This window comes from Streptomyces sp. NPDC005281 (genome assembly GCF_040607495.1).
Taxonomy (GTDB): Bacteria; Actinomycetota; Actinomycetes; order Streptomycetales; family Streptomycetaceae; genus Streptomyces.
The window spans coordinates 55,265-73,983 of the sequence record NZ_JBEXGX010000011.1 but is presented as its reverse complement, the minus strand read 5'-3'; the positions used below and the strand labels follow the sequence as shown (position 1 = coordinate 73,983).

Here is an 18,719-nt window from a genome sequence, read left to right as displayed (position 1 = left end):
GCGTCGCGTTCCGGGGCGGGTGCCCATCAGCCGCGTCGGTCCACATGCTCGTACACCGCCCACCGCGCCCCCGTTAGGCGTCGGGCCGGGCGGGTACCCGCAGACGATGAAGCGCATCGAGCACCTGGAGCATCTGGACAAGGACCTCGTCGACGAACTCACCACGGTGGCACGCGAGAGCATCCGGGACGAACTGCGCGAGCAGGCGAGCGCGAAGCGCCGTACGGCAGCGCTGTACGCCGCCTCGGGAGCCGCCGCGCTGTACGCGGGCGCCGCCGTCGTCCTCGCCCTCGGGCTGGCCCTGGACTCGGCGATGCCGGGCTGGGCGGCGGCCCTCGTCGCCGCGGCGGTGCTGGGGGCCGCCGCGTACACGCTGCGGGGCATGGCCCGTCCCGCCGCGCCCCGCCCGGCGACCTCGGACCCGGACGCGCTCACCCCGCCCGGCCGGGTCATCGGCGCCCACGCGCCCGCTTCCCCGCCCAGCGGCATGGGCCTGATGTACCCGCCGATCCCGTCCGGGTCGCCCGATGCCCCGGGCTCCGGCATGGATCAGGGGCCCTCCGACGACCCCGAGGTCTGGCTGCACCGGGCGCGCTGAGACCGCCCCTGACGGCGGTGGGGGCCCGAACACCGGGTACGCCCGTGTTTGGGCCCCCGTGCCGGGGGGACGCGGAAAGCCCGTACGGCGGGCGGGAACCGGCTTCACCCACGGTGCCGGGGGCGGCCGGACCACCGGGCTGTCCGGAAGCCGCCGGACCCAGGGAAGGAGCATCATGAACACACGCCGGCTCATCGACCTCGCTCAGCAACTGCGGGTCGACAGCGTCCGGGCCGCCGACGCCGCGGGCTCGGGACACCCGACGTCGTCCATGTCCGCCGCCGACCTGATGGCGGTCATGCTGGCCAACCACACACGCTACGACTTCGAACGCCCGCGGCATCCCGGCAACGACCGCTTCGTGCTCTCCAAGGGACACGCGTCACCGCTCCTGTACTCCGCCTACAAGGCCGCCGGCGCGCTGAACGAAGCCGAGCTCCTCACCTTCCGCAAGGCGGGCAGCCGGCTCGAAGGGCACCCCACGCCCCGGCGGCTCCCATGGGTGGAGACCGCCACCGGATCGCTGGGCCAGGGGCTGCCCGTCGGGGTCGGCATCGCGCTAGCCGGGAAGCGGCTCGACCGGACCGGATACCGCGTCCGCGTCCTGTGCGGCGACAGCGAACTCGCCGAGGGCTCCGTGTGGGAGGCCGCCGAGCACGCGGGGTACGAGCACCTCGACAACCTCACCGTGATCGTCGACGTCAACCGCCTGGGCCAGCGCGGGCCGACCCGGCACGGCCACGACCTCGGCGCGTACGCGCGCCGGTTCGGGGCGTTCGGCTGGCACACCGTCGAGATCGACGGACACGACGTGGACGCGATCGACCGCGCCTTCACGGAGGCGGACTCCACCGGCGGGCAGCCCACCGTGATCCTCGCCCGCACCCTCAAGGGCAAGGGCGTGGCCTCGGTCCAGGACCGTGAGGGACTGCACGGCAAACCGCTGCCGGACGCGGACGGGGCGATCACCGAACTCGGCGGTGTGCACGACCGCCGGGTGGCGGTCCAGCAGCCGCCCGCCGCCAGGATGCTGCACGCCGTACGGTCCGGGCACCTCGACCTGCCGCGCTACGAGACCGGTGACGAGGTCGCCACCCGGGACGCCTTCGGAAAGGCCCTCGCCGCGCTCGGCGACGCCCGCGGCGATGTCGTCGCCCTGGACGGCGAGGTCGGCGACTCGACCCGCGCCGAGTTCTTCGCCAAGGACCACCCCGAGCGCTACTTCGAGTGCTACATCGCCGAGCAGCAACTGGTGGCCACCGCCGTCGGCATGGCCGTACGCGGCTGGGTGCCCTACGCCTCGACGTTCGCGGCCTTCCTCACCCGGGCCCACGACTTCGTCCGCATGGCCTCCATCAGCGGTGCCGGCATCAACCTCGTCGGCTCCCACGCGGGTGTCTCCATCGGGCAGGACGGGCCTTCGCAGATGGGACTCGAGGACCTGGCGATGTTCCGGTCCGTGTACGGCTCGACCGTGCTGTATCCGTGCGACGCCAACCAGACGGCGAAGCTCGTCGCCGCGATGTCGGGGCTGGAGGGCGTCCGCTATCTGCGCACCTCACGCGGTGAGAGCCCCGTCATCTACAGCGCCACCGAGGAGTTCCCGGTCGGCGGCAGCAAGGTGCTGCGCGCCTCCGCCGACGACCGGTTCACGCTCGTCGCCGCCGGTGTCACCGTCCACGAGGCGCTGGCCGCCGCGGAGGCACTCGACCGCGAGGGCATCCAGGCCCGCGTGATCGACCTCTACTCGGTGAAGCCCGTGGACCGCGAGACCCTGCGGGAGGCCGCGGAGGAGACCGGCTGCCTGGTCACGGTGGAGGACCACCGGGAGGAGGGCGGAATCGGGGACGCGGTGCTCGACGCCTTCACCGACGGGCGCCCGGTGCCCCGCCTGGTGCGGCTGGCCGTCCGTACGATGCCGGGTTCCGCGAGCCCGGACGAGCAGCTGCACGCCGCGGGCATCGACGCCGAGTCGATCGCGGCGGCGGGCCGTCTGCTGGTCGAGACGGCCGTCGTGCGCTGACGGGACACGCGCGGGCCGTCGTGGTGCGCGGATCTGCCACGCGCCCGCTGTCGTGGTGCGCCTACAGGGCGTGCTGATCGTCGTGGTCCACCGACGGGAGGCTCCGACGGGAGGCGCCGGTCGTCGTGGTGCGCCGACCGGAGGCCCGGGGGCACCATGGTCAGTACGCCACGGGGGTGCGAGTGGAAGGGCGGGAGGAGATCCATGGGCACTCTGCGCTATGTCTACGCGATCTGCCGCCCCTTCCCGGCGGCGCTGTCGGTCGAGCTGACCGGGGTCGGGGGTGTTCCGCCCAAACTGCTGCGCCACCGGGACCTGATCGCCGTCGTCGGCGCGGTCCCGGAACGGGATTTCGCCCCGGAACCGCTGCGCCGCCGGCTGGAGGACGTGCACTGGCTGGAGGCGACGGCCCGCGCCCACCAGGGCGTCCTCGACGCGCTCACCGCCGTCACCAGCCCGCTCCCGCTCCGGCTGGCCACCGTTCTCCGGGACGACAGCGGCGTACGCGTGATGATGGACGGGCGCAGGGAGGATTTCCTGCGGGCGCTCGACCGGCTCGACGGTCGAGTGGAATGGGACGTGAAGGTGTACGCCGAGAACACCGGGACGCCGGAGAACCCGGAACGGGCGGACGCGTTCACCCGCCGATTGCACGACGCCCTTTCCGATGTCGCCGAGGAAACCCGTCTGCGCACTCTCCGGAATCCGGATTCTTCGGAGGCGGCCGGCGTCGATGTTCTCGACGCCGCCTATCTGGTGCCACGCGGTGATTCGGAGAAATTCGTGGAGCGCGTGAACGGAAGCGTGGGTGACGAGCCCGGGGTGCGGGTGGTGCTGAGGGGGCCCTGGGCGGCGTACTCCTTCACGGGTTCCACGGGACTCACCGGCTTCACGGACCTGATGGGCCTCACGGACCTCATGGGCCTCAGGGGCAACGCGCCGTAGCCGTGGTTGCCCGGATACGGGACGGGTGACGGCCCGGGGTCCAGGAATTCGTGGACCCCGGGCCGTCACCCGCAATGCTTCTCTCCTCGAAGAGGAGGGTTTACCACCTGTACCAGCGGCCCCGGCTTCCAGAAGCGTTCGTGCCGCGCACCAGGAATCCGAGCAGCCACAGGACGATGACCACCAGCGCTATCCACCACAGAATCTTCAGTGCGAATCCGGCACCGAAGAGAATCAGCGCGAGCAACAGAACCAGCAGAATGGGAACCATAGTGTGTGACCTCCTGGCTTCCTGGTTGCCCGATATCGCGGGATCAAGCTTCCTTTCGGCAGAGAATTTCTCCGTGCAGTACGGTGAACCAGCCGTCCTCCTGCCGTCCCCACTGCCGCCAGGCCTCCGACACCGCCCGCAGCTCCTCCGTGGTCGCGTGGCCCCCTTCCGTGGCCCGCTCCGCGTACGCCGAGGCCAGCGTGCGGTCGGCCCACAGGCCGCTCCACCACTCCCGCTCGTCCTCGGTGGCGAAGGTCCAGGTGTCCGACGTGGACGTGATGTCCCGGAGCCCGGCTGCCAGCGCCCATGACTTGAGACGGCGGCCGGCGTCGGGCTCGCCCCCGTTGGCCCGGGCGACGCGCAGGTACAGGTCCAGCCAGTCGTCCATCCCCGGCGTGGCCGGGTACCAGGTCATGGACGAGTAGTCCGCGTCGCGGACCGCGATGAGCCCGCCGGGCTTGGTGACCCGGCGCATCTCGCGCAGCGCCTGCACCGGATCGCCCACGTGCTGGAGCACCTGATGGGCGTGGACGACGCAGAACGTGTCGTCCGGGTAGTCCAGCGCGTGGACGTCGGCGACCGCGAACTCGACGTTGCGCAGGCCGCGTTCGGCCGCCGTCCGGCGGGCCTGGTCCAGGATGCCGGGGGCGTGGTCGACTCCGGTGACATGACCGTCCGGCACCCGTTCCGCCAGGTCCGCGGTGATGGTGCCGGGTCCGCAGCCGATGTCGAGGATCTTCATGTGGGGCTTCAGCGAGCCGAGCAGGTAGGCCGCGGAGTTGGCGGCCGTGCGCCAGGTGTGCGAGCGGAGCACCGACTCGTGGTGGCCGTGGGTGTAGACGGCGGTCTCCTGCGACTTCGACTGCGACATGACCGATCCCCTTCTCGTCGTACGGGCCTCGCCGGGCGTGCGCGCACTCCCTGGGGCGATGTCATCACCGTACGCGGTCATGTCGAATAATGAGATCCGCGTCTTGTTATATGGACACGTCCGGATGGGTCAGTGGGCGGGAAGGGGGCGGTAGACGGTCAGTGCCCCGGGACTCTTGTCCAGGGTCACCTCCCCGCTCACCTCGGTGACCTCGCCGTCGTAGGCCAGCAGGGTGCCGGGTGCCACGCCCTCGATCCGCAGACGGGCCACCCGCACGGCCGCGTGGGCGGGTGAGCGGGTGAGGGGCCCCGCGAAGGCCGCGGCCAGCAGCCGCATCGCGGGATGCCGGCCGCCGTGCACGACCCGTACGTCGAGACGGCCGTCCGCGAGATCGAAGCGGCGGGCGGGCGCCAGGCCCATGCGGTGGTAGGTGCCGTTGCCGGCGAACAGCAGCCACAACGGGTGGCTGCGGCCGCCGAGTTCGGCCCGCAGCGGGTGATGGTCGGCGCGCAGTACACGCAGGGCGCCCAGCACTCCGGCGGGCCAGCTGCCGATCACCTTGGACCAGTTCTCCCGCTCGCGCACCAGCTCCGGATAGATGCCCAGGCTGCACGTGTTGAGGAAGATGCCGCGCTTGCCGCCGGACGCGAACCGGCCCACGTCGACCTGGACCGCCTCGCCGTCCTTGAGCGCGCGGACCAGATCGCGTTCGCCCTCCACACCGAGGTCGTGGGCGAAGTGGTTGAGTGTGCCGCCCGGCAGGACGGCCAGGGGGACCCCGTGGCGCAGGGCGACCTCGGCCGCGGTGTTCACCGTGCCGTCGCCGCCGCACACGCCCAGCACCCGGGCGCGGGCCGCTGCCTTCTCCAGCTCCTCCCTCACGTCGCACGGTTCGCACTCCACGAGCTTCGCCCGCGGCAACGCGCCGACCAGCGCGCCGACCCGCTCCGCGGTACCCGAGCCCCTGTTGGCGACCATGATCAGGCCCTCACCCTCGCCCTCGGCCAGCGCGGGCGCGTCGGTACGAGGACGGCCGGGCGGCGTGAGCTGGTCCCTGGTCGGCACCAGCGCCCGCACGGCGTACGCGGCCCCGACGCCCAGGGCCGCGCCGGCGACGACGTCGCTCGGGAAGTGGACGCCGGTGTACACGCGGGACAGCGCGACGGCCGCGGCGAGCGGGGCGACGGCCGCGCCCCAGCCGCGGGACTCCAGCGCCACCCCCGCGGCGAAGGCGGCGGCGGAGGCGGCGTGCCCCGACGGGAACGAGGTGGTGATCGGCTGCCGCTTCAGCTGCCGGACGGCGGGGACCGGGCCGAGACCGGGCCGGGTGCGGCGCACCGAGCGCTTGCCGACGGTGTTGATCGTGGCGGAGGCCAGAGCGAGCGAGGCGACACCCCGCGCGGCGGCCCGGCGGGCCCGCGGAGTGCGGCCGGCGGCCACCGCGGCGGCCGTGGCGAACCACAGGAGACCGTGGTTCGCGCTTCGGCTCAGCCTTGGCAGCACGGGGTCGCCGCCGGGCCAGTGGCGTGCCGCGACCGCCTCGAAGAGCCGGCAGTCCAGAGCGAGGAGGCGGTCCCGAAGGGCGTGGCGGCCCGGTACCAGGGCGGTCAGGTCGACATCCGGGGTCGTGGTCATGCGGGTCCGTCTACCCCCGATCAGGCGCTTCCCGCCTGCGTCCCCGGCCCTTCGTCGCATACCCGTTTGCCCCATTCCCCCGAGCCCCGGAGAATGCCTGCCCATGGGACATCTCGAAGCCGCACATCTTGAGTACTACCTTCCCGACGGGAGGGCGCTGCTCGGCGATGTGTCGTTTCGGGTGGGGGAAGGGAACGTCGTCGCCCTGGTGGGACCGAACGGCGCCGGGAAGACGACGCTGCTGCGGCTGATCTCGGGGGAGATCAAGCCCCACGGCGGCACCGTGAACGTGGGCGGCGGGCTCGGGGTGATGCGCCAGTTCGTGGGGTCCGTACGCGACGAGACGACCGTGCGCGAGCTGCTCGTGTCCGTGGCCCCGCCCCGCATCCGGCAGGCGGCCGAGGCCGTGGACGCCGCCGAGCACGCGATGATGGCCGTGGACGACGAGGCGGCACAGCTGCGCTACGCGCAGGCCCTGTCCGACTGGGCCGAGGTCCGCGGCTACGAGGCCGAGACCCTCTGGGACATGTGCACCATGGCCGCCCTCGGGATCCCCTACGAGAAGGCGCAGTGGCGGCTGGTGCGGACCCTGTCCGGGGGCGAGCAGAAGCGTCTGGTGCTCGAGGCGCTGCTGCGCGGCACCGACGAGGTGCTGCTCCTGGACGAGCCGGACAACTATCTCGACGTGCCCGGCAAGCGCTGGCTGGAGGAGCGGCTGGGGGAGACCCGCAAGACCGTCCTGTTCGTCTCCCACGACCGTGAACTCCTCGCCCGCGCCGCCCAGAAGATCGTCAGCGTCGAGCCGGGTCCGGCGGGCGCGGACGCCTGGGTGCACGGCGCCGGTTTCGCGACCTATCACGAGGCCAGGCGGGAGCGGTTCGCGCGCTTCGAGGAGCTGCGCAGGCGCTGGGACGAGAAGCACGCGCAGCTCAAGAAGCTGGTGCTGAACCTCCGTCAGGCGGCCGCCGTCAGCCACGAGATGGCGTCCCGCTACTCGGCGGCGCAGACCCGGCTGCGCAAGTTCGAGGAGGCCGGACCGCCCCCGGAGCCGCCGCGCGAGCAGGACATCAAGATGCGGCTGCACGGCGGGCGGACCGGGGTGAGAGCCGTGACCTGCAAGGGACTCGAGCTCACCGGGCTGATGAAGCCCTTCGACCTGGAGATCTACTACGGCGAGCGTGTCGCCGTCCTCGGCTCCAACGGCTCCGGGAAGTCGCACTTCCTGCGGCTGCTCGCGGGCGGGGACGTCGCGCACACCGGTGAGTGGAAACTCGGCGCCCGTGTGGTCGCCGGCCACTTCGCGCAGACGCACGCCCACCCGGAGCTGGAGGGCCGCACGCTCCTGGACATCCTGTGGACCGAGCATGCGCAGGACCGTGGCGCCGCGATGTCGAGGCTGCGCCGCTACGAGCTGACCGCCCAGGCCGAGCAGCGCTTCGAGAAGCTGTCGGGCGGCCAGCAGGCACGTTTCCAGATCCTGCTCCTGGAACTGGAGGGCTCGACGGCCCTGCTGCTGGACGAGCCCACCGACAACCTCGACCTGGAGTCCGCCGAGGCGCTTCAGGAGGGCCTCGAGGCGTACGAGGGGACGGTCCTGTCGGTCACCCACGACCGCTGGTTCGCCCGCTCCTTCGACCGCTACCTGGTCTTCGGCTCGGACGGCCGCGTGCGGGAGACGCAGGAGCCGGTGTGGGACGAGCGTCGCGTGGAGCGGGAGCGCTGAGGGGGGCGCGAGACGAAGGCCCCCCGCGCGGTGCCCCTGGCCAGGGGCACCGGGCCCGTCCCGGGGAGGCCCGGCACCTCGGATGTTCGTAGAGTGGAGTCAGTGGGTTCGATCCATGGCTCCCTCCCGGACGCCGCTCGGGGCAGTGACTGCCCGGTCGGGTGCCCGGACCGCACCGACGTCCACGACGAGCGGGGTAGCACCATGACCGGAGTCGACCCGGGCCGGCTGGACGACCAGCAGCTGATGAAAGAGCTGGAGGCCATCCACCGCACCCGCCACGACACGCTGTTGCACGGCTCGAACGACGCGCTGCACACCCACAACGTGCGCATGGCCCAGCTGGAGGGCGAGTACCTGCGCCGCCACCCACGGCGGCCCGTCACGGCGGGCCGCACCCGTGACGGCGCCCGGGAGCGCGGACCCGCGGGGGTGCCGCCGGCATGAGCGATGCGCATCCGATCCTGAGCCGGCAGGCCGAGGCCCTGGAGCTCTTCGGCCGCCGGGTCCACGCGATCCACGACGACCAGTGGGAGTCGCCCACGCCGTGCGCCGCCTGGAGTGTGCGCGATCTCGTGGGCCACCTCGTCGCCGAGCAGGCATGGGTGCCCGCCCTGGTCCGGGACGGCGCCACCGTCGACGCGGTCGGCGACGCTCTGGACAGCGACCTGCTCGGCCCCGACCCCGTCGCCGCGTGGGAGTCCGCGGCCGAGGCCTCCCGCGCGGTGTTCGCCGAGGCGGGCGCGCTCGACCGCACGGTCCATCTCTCGTTCGGGGACATGCCGGCCGGCGACTACTGCGCGCAACTCGTCACCGATCTGACGGTCCACAGCTGGGATCTGTCCCGCGCCATCGGGGCCGACGAACAACTCCCCGGCGACCTCCTGTCCTTCGCGGTCCGGGAGGTCACCCCGCACGCGGAGGAACTGGAGAACTCCGGGCTCTTCGCGCCCCCGGAGGAGCCACCGCCCGGTGCCGACGTCCAGACGAAACTGCTCTGCCTGGTCGGGCGCCGGCCCTGACCCGACCCGGACCCCCGGGGAGCGGGCGCTGTCCGGAGTCGGGGAGAATCGGAGCGTGTTTGCCCCGCATGGCGCGGGGCAGACGCAGTTGCAGTGCTTCGGACAGGAGGCACGTCCGTGGGAGCGGCTATCCGCGCCATGGGTGTACTCGTCCGGAGCACGGGTGCGTTCCCACGATGACTGTCCATCACCTGGCACCATCAAGGGAGTTGCGACGCACCATGCGAACCCGAGCGAGCGCGACGCACCATCCGCACGACGACGCCCCCGACACCGGGGAGGCATTCCGCAGGCTCGCCGCACTCCCCCAGGGGGAGCGACGTGACGCACTCCGTGCGGAGATCGTCGAGTCATGGCTGCCGATGGCCGAACGACTCGCGGGCCGCTTCCGCAGCCGCGGCGAGAGTTACGACGACCTGCGCCAGGTGGCGGCGCTCGGACTGGTCAAGGCCGTCGACCGCTACGACCCCGAGCTCGGCAACGCCTTCGAGAGCTACGCGGTGCCGACGATCACCGGCGAGATCAAGCGCCACTTCCGTGACCACATGTGGACCCTGCACGTGCCTCGCCGGGTCCAGGACCTGCGCAATCGGGTCCGCTTCGCCGGCCAGGACCTGTCACAGACCATTCCGGGACGCCGGCCCACGGTCGCCGAGCTGGCCGAGCAAGCCGGCCTGAGCGAGGAGGACGTCCTGACGGGGCTGGAGGCACTGGAGAGCTTCACCGCGCTCTCCCTGGACGCCGAACTGCCGGGCGGAGAGGACGGCTACTCCCTGAGCGACGCCCTCGGTTCGCCCGATCCGGCCCTCGACACCGTCATCGACCGCGAGGCCGTCAAACCCCGGCTCCAGGCCCTGCCCGAGAGGGAGCGCGCCATCCTCTACATGCGGTTCTTCAGCGACATGACCCAGAGCAGCATCGCCGACGAACTGGGCATCTCCCAGATGCACGTCTCCCGCCTCATCAACCGCTGCTGCAACCGGCTGCGCGAGCAGATCATGCGCGACGCGGCCTGAGCGCTCCGCGCGGACCCGCAGTCTGGGGCAGCGTGGACCCGTCGGCTGGGGCCGCGTCCAACGATCCCGAGCATGGTGGCGCCCTGGGTCGGGTGAAGGGTGGCCGGTGACCGGTTTCCCGGGGGAGAGCAGCCCTGCGGACGCCGGTCGCGGGTGTCGTACGGGCTCCGGGCTAGGGCGGAGCCGGGCGAGTGCGAGTGCGCGGGCGATGGCGAGGGTGGTTTCGGGTGACGGTGCCGTCGATGCCGTACGCGGGCAAACGGGTCGCCGCCCGACCGGATGTCACCCGCTCGGGCCCCCGCTTTCCCGCGAATGGTGCCCGGCCGTTCGCGCCGGGCGGTACGGCGGGCTCTGATGGCTCCGAGGGACACGACGGCCGTGGCTCTCGGACCGCAGCCCCGCCGAAGGAGCCCCGCTCATGCGCCGTACCGCCCGTGTCCTGTACGCCACCGCCCTGGCCGGCGCCGCTCTCGGCGCCGCCGCGTCGGGCGCGGCCGCGGATCCGGCCGCGGACGTCAGTCCGGGCTCCGTCGAACCCGGCGGCTCCGTCACCGTCACGGTCAGCTGCGACGCGATCGGGGGGACCCTGCCCGACTCCATCGACGCCAGTTCCCAGGGCTTCCAGGAGGGCAGGGTCCAACTGCACCGCGTCGAGGGCGCCGGCCCGGGCGCGGGGGGCGCGGCCTCCTACAGCGGCACCGCCCTCGTCTCCTCCGGCGGGCCGGACTCCGCCGGAGGCTCCGCCACGGAAGGGTCCGACGCGGGGCGCGGCTTCGACGAGGTGAGTCCTGGAACGCTCGGCTCCGGTGCCTCCGGTGCCTCCGGTGCCTCCGGTGCCTCCGGTGCCTCCGGTGCCTCGGGTGCCTCCGGTGCCTCAGACGCGAAGAACTCCGGCGATGTGGGTGCGGGAGCGGGTGCCGGGGCGGGTTCGGCGATTCCCGCCGCCGGGGACCCGAACACCGTCGTGCCCGACGCCCAGGCCCAGGCACCGGCTCCCGGCGCCGGTGACCCCGTGGTCCCCGACTCGCTGATCCCCGGCACCGGCGGTCCCGACACGGTCGGTCCGGGCACGGTCGGCCCCGATGACTTGGGCCCGGACGCGGTGGGACCCGACACGGTTCCCGACACCGTGGGGCCGGGCGCCGTGGGCCCCGACACCGTGGGGCCGGGCGCCGTGAGTCCCGATACCGCGGCTCCCGGCGCGGTGAGCCCGGACAGGACGGGCCCCGACACCGGAGGCCCCGGCACCGGGGGCGCCGACGGGCGCTGGGACGTCGGCGGGGTCTGTCCCGCGCCGCCCGGCGGCCACGGGAAGCAGTGGACGGCCTCGTACTCCGTGGCCCGCGGTGCCACGGCGACCCACGGTCCCGACGACGGGACCGGCTCAGGCACCGGCGCGGGTGAGCGTCCCCCCACCGTCCAGCGCGGCGTACGGGCGGGTGAGGGCGGTGTGTTCACCGACTCGGTGCCCGCCCTGATCACCGGCGGGGTGCTGATCGCCGGGGCCGTGGGCTGGGCGGCGCAGCGGCTGCACGGACTGCGCCGACGGCGGACCTAGCGGGGGACGGCACGAGGGTGGCCGACGGCACGACGGCGGTGGACGGCACGAGGGATGACGAGGTGACGGGCGCACACGCGAGAGCACACATGAGAGCTCGCACGAGTGCGTGCACGGGACGGCAGGCCTCTGGGCACTGAGCGGCTCACGGCGCGGGTCGGCGGGCCGCGCCCGGTGAGTTGTACGAGGGGACGAAGACCCCGGAACCGTACGGGCGGACAGGCTCCGGAACAGGGAACGGCGGCATCCATGGTGCGGAGGCAGGTATGCGGCGGACGGACCCCGAAAGCCACGGACCGGTCAGGTACGGTCCGCACCTGCCCGACCAGGGCCTGCCCGTGCTGCGGGAGCTCCGCTCCGTGCTGGCCGCCGCCGCGGACCGCCCCGATGCCGAGCCGTGCGGCGGCGGCCCGGTGCTCCTCGACGCAGCGAGCGGCTACTGGACCCGGCGCGGACTGCGCGCCACACCCGACCGGGTGGCGGCCGCCCCCGGGGCCGCCGCGCTGCTGCTTGCCCTGACGGGAGCGGTCGGCGGCGACCTTCTCGTACCCCGCCCGTGCGCCGCGTGGTGGGCGCCGCAGGCACGCCTGCTGGGCAGATCCGTGTTCCATGTGGCGACGCCCGCGGAGTGCGGCGGTGTCCCCGACTCCTACGCACTCCTGGAGACCGTCCGCAGGGTCCGCCAGGAGGGCGGCGACCCGCGTCTGCTCCTGCTGTCCGTCGCCGACGATCCGACCGCCACCGTCGCACCGCCCGAGGCGGTGCACGAGGCCGTGGAGGCCGCGGCGGGCGAGGGCCTGCACATCGTCAGCGACGAGACCTGGCGCGACACCCTGCACCAGCCGCAGGACACGGTGCTGCTCAGCCCCGCCGAGATGCTCCCCGGCGAGGTCACCGTGATCACCGACCTCGCGGGCGCCTTCCTGCCGCAGGGCTGGCCGGCCGCCGTCGCCCGCTTCCCCGACAACGAGGCGGGCGCGTCGCTGCGTTCCCGCGTTCTCGACGTGCTCACCGTGCTCGGAGCGCGCGTCGCCGAACCGGTCGCCGCCGCGGCCGTGTACGCGCTCGGCGAGCCGGCCGCGATCACCGAACGGCTCACCGCCGCCGTACGCCTGCACGCGCGCGTGGCGGACGCCGCCCACCGCGCGGTGAGCGGCGCGGGAGCCGTCGCACGCCCCCCGCGGGCCGGCCGGCACCTGTATGTCGACCTCGGCCCGTTCCGCTCCGCCCTCGGCGCGCACGGAGTCGGTGACGCGCAGGACCTGGAGGACTGGCTCTCCGCCCGGCTGGGCATGCCGGCGCCGGGCGGACACCGCTTCGGCGACGACCTGGCAGCACTCCGGGTCCGCCTCGGCACCGGACCGCTGCTCGGCTCCACGGACGCTGAGCGGCAGGAATCGCTCACCTCCGAATCGCCACTGGAACTGCCGCATGTGCACCGCGCGTTGACCACGTTGGGGTCGGCCTTCGACGATCTCCGCGACGACGCTCAGCGACGGGAGTCCCCTCGATGACGCAGCGGTCCGAGTCGACCACCACGAGCACGGTGCCCCAGGACACGGCCGAGCCCGCGCCCCGGGACACCGTCGATCCCGCGCCCCCGGCCGCCCCCGCTGTCCAGGGTGGCGCGGCGCCGGGGCGGCCGACCGTCCTTCCCCCTTCCCCGCCGCTCGCCGAGCCCCGCCCGCTGGGCGAGCGGCGTGTCTGGCCCCGGTCCTTCGTGGACCGGCTGACCGCGCCGCTGCCGGGTCTGCGGGCCTTCGCACGCCTCGCCCGTGAGGGTGCGCTGCGGCCGTGCCCCGAAGCGCTCGCCGAGATCCCGCTGCTGCCCTTCGAGCCGGGACCGCTCCCGGGTGCGGACGTCCGGACGGTCGCCGTCTCCTGGGCGGGACACGCGAGTTGGGTGATCAGGATCGGCGGGATCACCGTCCTGACCGACCCGGTCTGGTCCCGCCGGATCGTGGGAACCCCGGCCCGGATCACGCCCGTCGGCGTGGCCTGGAGCGCGTTGCCGCGCGTCGACGCGGTCGTCATCAGCCACAACCACTACGACCATCTGGACGCGCCGACCCTGCGCCGACTCCCGCGCGACACCCCCGTGTTCGTACCGGCGGGCCTCGGACGCTGGTTCAGACGCCGCCGGTTCACCCGTGTCACCGAGCTCGACTGGTGGGAGGCGGCCCGACTCGACGGCGTGCGGTTCGACTTCGTCCCCGCCCACCACTGGTCCAAGCGCACCCTCACCGACACCTGCCGCTCCTTGTGGGGCGGCTGGGTGCTCACGGCGCCCGAGGGCCGGCGGGTGTACTTCGCGGGCGACACCGGATACGGCCACTGGTTCGCCCGCATCGGGCAGCGCCACCCGGGGATCGATCTCGCCCTCCTGCCCATCGGCGCGTACGACCCCCGTTGGTGGCTCAGCGACGTGCACTGCGACCCGGAGGAGGCCGTACAGGCTGCCGTCGATCTGCGCGCGCGGCGGATGGCCCCGATGCACTGGGGCACGTTCGTGCTCTCGGCCGAACCGGTGCTCGAACCCCTGCGGCGGGTGCGGGCCGCGTGGGAGCGGGCGGGCCTGGCCCGGGAGAACCTGTGGGATCTGGCGGTGGGAGCCTCCCGGGTGCTGGAGTGAACCGCGCTCCTACGAGGGCCTCCTCCCGCGGAACCGGTGCTCCTACGAGAGCTTCCTCCCGCGGAACCGGCGCCACACCCCCGGCGCCAGGCTGATCGCGACGGTCAGCGCCACCGCCGCCACCACGCCCTCCCACGGCTCGGGGAAGAGCGAGCCGCCGAGGATGCCGATGATCTGGTAGGTGGCCGCCCAGGCGAGACAGGCCGGGATGTCCCCGCGGGCGAAGACGCGCAGCGGCATCTTCGCCAGCAGACAGGCCAGCATCACCGGAATGCGGCCCGCCGGAACGAGGCGGGACAGGACGAGGACGGCGATGCCGTGGTCGTCCAGTTTCCGCTGCGCCCGGGCGAGCCGGTCCTCGGGGGCGCGTTCCCGGATCGCCTCCAGCCAGCGGGATCCGTTCTTCGAGCCCATGCCGCGCCGCCCGAGCCAGTAGAGCGACATGTCCCCGAGGAACGCGGCGACCGAGGAGACCAGGAACACCGTCAGCAGCGCGAACGGCGAGGTCTGATGGAAGGCCACCACCGCTGCCGAACTCACCAGCGCACCCGTCGGCACCACCGGCACCAGAGCGCCGATCAGCACCAGCAGGAACAGCGACGGATAGCCGATCGCCTGCTGGGTGGACTCCGGCGGGACCGTCGGCGCCGTGGCGGACAGGAACACCACCGGGGCGGTGCTCTTGAGCGACAGGAACGCGGTGCCCTTGACCGACTGAAGGACCGAGGGAGCCGTCGTCCCGGCGGCGGACCAGGAAATCACCGAGCGGCCTCCGGACGCACGCTCTCGCCCTGCCGCAGCAGATGCACCGCCACCTGCGGAGCGCGTTCGGCGGCCAGACGCACGAACTCCTCACCCGGCGCGTGGAATTCATGGGGGCGCACGGCATCCATCCCGATGGGCCAGAACGTGCCGAAGTGCACCGGCACAGCGCTGCGCGGAGCGAGCGCCGCGAGGGCCTCGGCGGCACGGCCCGCGTCCAGATGTCCCTCCCCGAGATACGGGCCCCAGCCGCCCACCGGCAGCAGCGCCAGGTCGACGGGACCGACCTCCTCGGCCATCGACGCGAACAGCCCCGTGTCCCCGGCGAAGTACGTCCGCGCCTCTCCCTCGATCACGTACCCCACGGCGGGGGAGCGGTGCGGTCCGATCGGCAGCCGGCGTCCGTCGTGCCGTGCGGGAACCGTGCGTACGGCCAGGTCGCCGACCCGGGTGCGGTCACCGGGCGCGACCTCCGTGAGCCGCAGATGGTCGAGCCTTCGCAGTCCCGGCACCGAGCGCGGGGCCCCGCGCGGCACCAGCAGCCGGGTACCGGGGGCCAGCCGTGCCAGCGAGGGAAGATGCAGGTGGTCGGCGTGCAGATGGGAGACCAGCGCGACGTCGGCGACCGCCGCCGGGGGAGGGGGCGGTGCTCCGCGCCTGCGCCGAAGGTGTGCGAGCCGGCGCGCGAAGAGGGGGTCGGTGAGCACGCGTGTCCCGGAGTCCTCCAGCGTGCAGGTGGCGTGCCCCCACCAGGTGATCTCCACCGGCACCTCTTTGCCTCCTTCGCACGACTCCCCCCGAGCCTACGGGCAGGAGTAGGGTCTGCGGCGAAACCAGGAGGTGAGGGGGACACCATGGGAGACGCACGCGGTGCCTCCGGCTCGCACGCCCTCACGCGCCCGCACGAGCGCGGCGGCCCCGCGCCGCGGCCCGAGTCGCTCCGCGTCATGGCGATCGCGAGCCTGACCCCCCTGGAAGAACTCGACGAGGACCCCTTTCTCGTCGACTCCCGCAGCCAGCACGCGATGTGCTCCCGCTGGGCCGCCGAGCACGGCTACGTGGTCACCCGGGAACTGCTGGTACGCGGTCTGCGCCCCGACCACCGCAGCCTGTGGGCGGATGTCGAGGCCGGCCTCGTGGACCTGTTCGTCGCGCCCAGCCGCCGGGTGCTGGAGCGGGCTCTCGCCTCGGTGGAGGAGTTCACCGCCGAGTGCGCGCGCCGGGGGGTCCGCGTCGAGACCGTGGGTACCGCCGAACCGTCGTACGACGCCCAGATGAAGGCCAGGGTCCACCGCCGCCTGTCGATGCCCACGGCGGGCTACGACGGCCGCTGACCCTCGCTCGGGGCGACCGGGGCGAGTTCCGGCAGGACAGGCGCCGGGGAAGGCACGCCCTCTGAGAGACCCCCGCCGGGGAAGGTCACCGCGGGACTTCCTGCGGCTTTTGGGGACTTCTGGGGATCTCCGGCCGTTGTGACAGGGTGGGAGCAGGCCGCGCGGACCGGGCGGGCCGGGACGTGAGGTGGACTGGGCGTGGACGAAGGACGGTGGCGGCGCCTGGCCAGCGCGGCGGGACGCAGTATCACGGTGTGGGCCGTGTCCACGGTCACGATGCTCGTCCTCGCCGGTGTGCTGCCCGACTTCCGCCTTCAGTCGCCGAGCGGGGACAGCGCGACGCGGATCGCCGTCACCGCGGCGGCCGGCGCCGGTGTCTTCGGCCTGCTGTCGTCGCTGGTGTGGCCCCTGCTCGTACGGGCCCTGCTGCTCGTTCCCGCCCTGGTGCTCGGCCTGCTCGTCTTCTTCCTGAACGGCTCGCTGCTGCTGATCGCCCTGTGGATCAACCCCTCAGGGCACGGCGAGGCCGCCCCCGAGACCGCCGTGGTCGTGGCCGCCGTCATGTCGGCCGTCGCCTCGGCCACCGGCGCCGCCCTCGCCGTACGGGACGACGACGCGTACCGGCGCCGCCTCTACCGCCTCTCCGACCGGCGCCGCAGACGCGCGGCCGGACGGCCCGGCCCCTCCACCCCCGGCGTGCTCTTCCTCCAGCTGGACGGCGTCGGGCACGACGTGCTGCGGGAGGCGATCGACAGGGAACTGATGCCGACCGCCGCCCGATGGCTCGACGGGAGCCGTCCCACCCACCGGCTCACCCCGTGGAGAACCGACTGGTCCAGCCAGACAGGAGCCAGCCAGCTCGGCATCCTGCACGGCAGCAACCACGACGTCCCGGCCTTCCGGTGGTACGAGAAGGACACCCAGGAGGTCATGGTCTGCAACCGGCCGACCAGCGCGGCCGAACTCCAGCGGCGGGCCGTCGTGCGCACCGGCGAGGGGGGCCTGCTCGGCGTCGACGGCGCGAGCCGCGGCAACCTCTTCGGCGGAGGCGCCGACGAGCTCGCCCTCGTGCTGTCCGTGGCCGCGCGCAGGGGACGGGACAACCGCTCGCGGGCGGGCTACTTCGCGTACTTCTCCGACCCGGCCAACGCCGTCCGGACGGCGATGTCGTTCGTCGCCGAGGTGTTCAGGGAGACGGGCCAGTCCACCCGGGCCCGTCTCCAGCGGCGACGGCCCCGGGTCGGACGCGGCGGGCTGTACCCGTTCGTCCGCGCCTTCGCGACCGTCGTCGAGCGGGACGTCGTGGTCGCCGCGGTGATCGGCGACATGCTCGCCGGGCGCAACGCGGTCTACGCCGACCTCGTGGCCTACGACGAGGTGGCGCACCACTCCGGGCCGCGCAGCCGGGACGCCGCGAGGATCCTGGAGCGGCTCGACCGCTCGCTCGCGCTGATCGAGAAGGTCGCCGAGCACGCCCCGCGGCCGTACCGGATCGTCGTGCTCTCCGACCACGGCCAGAGCCCGGGAGAGACCTTCCTGACCAGGTACGGCCTCAGCCTCGGCAATCTGGTCCGGGCCGGCTGCGGGCTGCCCGTGCCCCGCAGGGCCCGAAGGACCCACAGCGGCGCCGAGGCCCGCACCGCCGTCCGCGCCGCCCTGCGCAGACCGGTCGAGGACCGCGAGGAACGGCGCGGAGGGGCGGGACGCCGCTCCGAACCCCTGGTGCTGGCCTCCGGCAACCTCGGTCTCGTCTCCTTCCCCGACGTCGCGCACCGGATGAGCCGCGAGGAGATCGACCGGCGCCATCCGGCGCTGCTGTCCACCCTCGCCGACCACCCCGGCGTCGGCTTCCTCCTGGTCCGCAGCGAGGAGCACGGCGGACTCGTGCTCGGCGCGCACGGCGCCGAGGCGCCGCTGGACCGGCTCGACGACGAACACCCGGGCCCCCTGGCCGACTTCGGCCCCGGCGCCGCCGCCGCGGTGCGGCGCACCCACTCGTTCCCGCACACCGCCGACATCATGGTCAACTCCTGGTACGACCCCGTCGAGGGCGAAGTCCTCGCCTTCGAGGAGCAGATCGGCTCGCACGGCGGGCTCGGCGGCGCGCAGGGACACCCCTTCCTGCTCTCCCCGCTGACCCTCTCCGCCCCGGCCGGCGCGCACACGGATCCCGCCGGTACGGACACCGCACTCGTCGGCGCGGAGCGGGTCCACGACGTGTTGCGGGGCTGGCTGCGCGAGTGCGACGGCCCCCAAGTCCCTTTGCCGGCCCGCCCGGACGAACAGGCCGCCTGAGCCGCGACTCCACCACGAACGAGAGCGCGACCGG

17 protein-coding genes are annotated in these 18,719 nt (G+C 73.4%); 12 read left to right on the top strand and 5 right to left on the bottom strand.

From position 1 onward, the window contains the following. The first annotated feature begins 106 nt into the window (after positions 1 to 106). The 3 genes from ABZV42_RS17235 to ABZV42_RS17225 all read left to right on the top strand — a co-directional run bounded on the left by ABZV42_RS17235 (position 107) and on the right by ABZV42_RS17225 (position 3,566). Positions 107 to 598 (top strand): phage holin family protein, encoded by a 492-nt coding sequence (locus tag ABZV42_RS17235; protein ID WP_356052449.1) that lies wholly within the window; start codon positions 107 to 109, stop codon positions 596 to 598. A 175-nt stretch (positions 599 to 773) separates the two neighbouring features. Next, complete coding sequence (locus ABZV42_RS17230; protein ID WP_355978642.1) at positions 774 to 2,621, top strand: transketolase; 1,848 nt, start codon at positions 774 to 776, stop codon at positions 2,619 to 2,621. Positions 2,622 to 2,825: 204 nt separating this feature from the next. Then, a complete protein-coding gene (locus tag ABZV42_RS17225; protein ID WP_355978639.1) occupies positions 2,826 to 3,566 on the top strand; it encodes a GvpL/GvpF family gas vesicle protein in 741 nt (246 codons plus the stop codon). Between the two features lie 100 nt (positions 3,567 to 3,666). Here the strand turns inward: ABZV42_RS17225 and ABZV42_RS17220 are convergent, their stop codons facing one another. The 3 genes from ABZV42_RS17220 to ABZV42_RS17210 form a co-directional block, all read right to left on the bottom strand. Continuing rightward, positions 3,667 to 3,837, bottom strand: a complete 171-nt coding sequence (locus tag ABZV42_RS17220) for a hydrophobic protein (RefSeq protein ID WP_355978636.1) — start codon at positions 3,835 to 3,837, stop codon at positions 3,667 to 3,669. Positions 3,838 to 3,880: 43 nt separating this feature from the next. Beyond that, positions 3,881 to 4,708 carry a class I SAM-dependent methyltransferase gene (locus tag ABZV42_RS17215; protein ID WP_355978633.1) on the bottom strand — a complete coding sequence of 276 codons (828 nt, stop codon included), beginning with the start codon at positions 4,706 to 4,708 and terminating at the stop codon, positions 3,881 to 3,883. Between the two features lie 129 nt (positions 4,709 to 4,837). Next, positions 4,838 to 6,343 (bottom strand): phosphatase PAP2 family protein, encoded by a 1,506-nt coding sequence (locus ABZV42_RS17210; protein ID WP_356052447.1) that lies wholly within the window; start codon positions 6,341 to 6,343, stop codon positions 4,838 to 4,840. 103 nt (positions 6,344 to 6,446) lie between these two features. Between ABZV42_RS17210 and ABZV42_RS17205 the strand changes: the two genes are divergently transcribed. The 7 genes from ABZV42_RS17205 (at position 6,447) to ABZV42_RS17175 (ending at position 14,294) form a co-directional block, all read left to right on the top strand. Beyond that, complete coding sequence (locus ABZV42_RS17205; RefSeq protein ID WP_355978628.1) at positions 6,447 to 8,066, top strand: ATP-binding cassette domain-containing protein; 1,620 nt, start codon at positions 6,447 to 6,449, stop codon at positions 8,064 to 8,066. A 204-nt stretch (positions 8,067 to 8,270) separates the two neighbouring features. Continuing rightward, complete coding sequence (locus ABZV42_RS17200) at positions 8,271 to 8,513, top strand: DUF6158 family protein (protein ID WP_355978626.1); 243 nt, start codon at positions 8,271 to 8,273, stop codon at positions 8,511 to 8,513. Further along, positions 8,510 to 9,088: a TIGR03086 family metal-binding protein gene (locus ABZV42_RS17195; RefSeq protein ID WP_355978624.1), complete on the top strand. Its 579-nt coding sequence runs from the start codon at positions 8,510 to 8,512 to the stop codon at positions 9,086 to 9,088. The genes ABZV42_RS17200 and ABZV42_RS17195 overlap by 4 nt, the downstream gene beginning before the upstream one ends. 221 nt (positions 9,089 to 9,309) lie before the next feature. Next, a complete protein-coding gene (locus ABZV42_RS17190) occupies positions 9,310 to 10,104 on the top strand; it encodes an RNA polymerase sigma factor SigF (RefSeq protein ID WP_355978621.1) in 795 nt (264 codons plus the stop codon). Positions 10,105 to 10,522: 418 nt separating this feature from the next. Next, positions 10,523 to 11,662, top strand: a complete 1,140-nt coding sequence (locus ABZV42_RS17185; protein WP_356052445.1) for a hypothetical protein — start codon at positions 10,523 to 10,525, stop codon at positions 11,660 to 11,662. Positions 11,663 to 11,928: 266 nt separating this feature from the next. Beyond that, the gene (locus tag ABZV42_RS17180; RefSeq protein WP_356052443.1) at positions 11,929 to 13,176 is read left to right on the top strand and encodes an aminotransferase class I/II-fold pyridoxal phosphate-dependent enzyme; all 1,248 of its coding nucleotides are present in this window, start codon (positions 11,929 to 11,931) and stop codon (positions 13,174 to 13,176) included. After that, entirely contained in the window at positions 13,173 to 14,294 is a 1,122-nt protein-coding gene (locus ABZV42_RS17175; protein WP_356052441.1) for an MBL fold metallo-hydrolase, read from the top strand. The genes ABZV42_RS17180 and ABZV42_RS17175 overlap by 4 nt, the downstream gene beginning before the upstream one ends. A 42-nt stretch (positions 14,295 to 14,336) precedes the next feature. Here the strand turns inward: ABZV42_RS17175 and ABZV42_RS17170 are convergent, their stop codons facing one another. Both ABZV42_RS17170 and ABZV42_RS17165 read right to left on the bottom strand, forming a co-directional pair. Further along, a complete protein-coding gene (locus tag ABZV42_RS17170) occupies positions 14,337 to 14,963 on the bottom strand; it encodes a VTT domain-containing protein (protein WP_355978900.1) in 627 nt (208 codons plus the stop codon). Positions 14,964 to 15,052: 89 nt separating this feature from the next. Continuing rightward, entirely contained in the window at positions 15,053 to 15,826 is a 774-nt protein-coding gene (locus ABZV42_RS17165; protein ID WP_355978609.1) for an MBL fold metallo-hydrolase, read from the bottom strand. Between the two features lie 177 nt (positions 15,827 to 16,003). Here ABZV42_RS17165 and ABZV42_RS17160 point away from each other — a divergent pair, with 177 nt between their 5' ends. After that, the gene (locus tag ABZV42_RS17160; protein WP_355978897.1) at positions 16,004 to 16,390 is read left to right on the top strand and encodes a hypothetical protein; all 387 of its coding nucleotides are present in this window, start codon (positions 16,004 to 16,006) and stop codon (positions 16,388 to 16,390) included. A gap of 198 nt (positions 16,391 to 16,588) precedes the next feature. Then, on the top strand, positions 16,589 to 18,685 hold the full coding sequence (locus ABZV42_RS17155) for a phage holin family protein (RefSeq protein WP_355978606.1): 2,097 nt from the start codon (positions 16,589 to 16,591) through the stop codon (positions 18,683 to 18,685). Positions 18,686 to 18,719 lie beyond the last annotated feature (34 nt).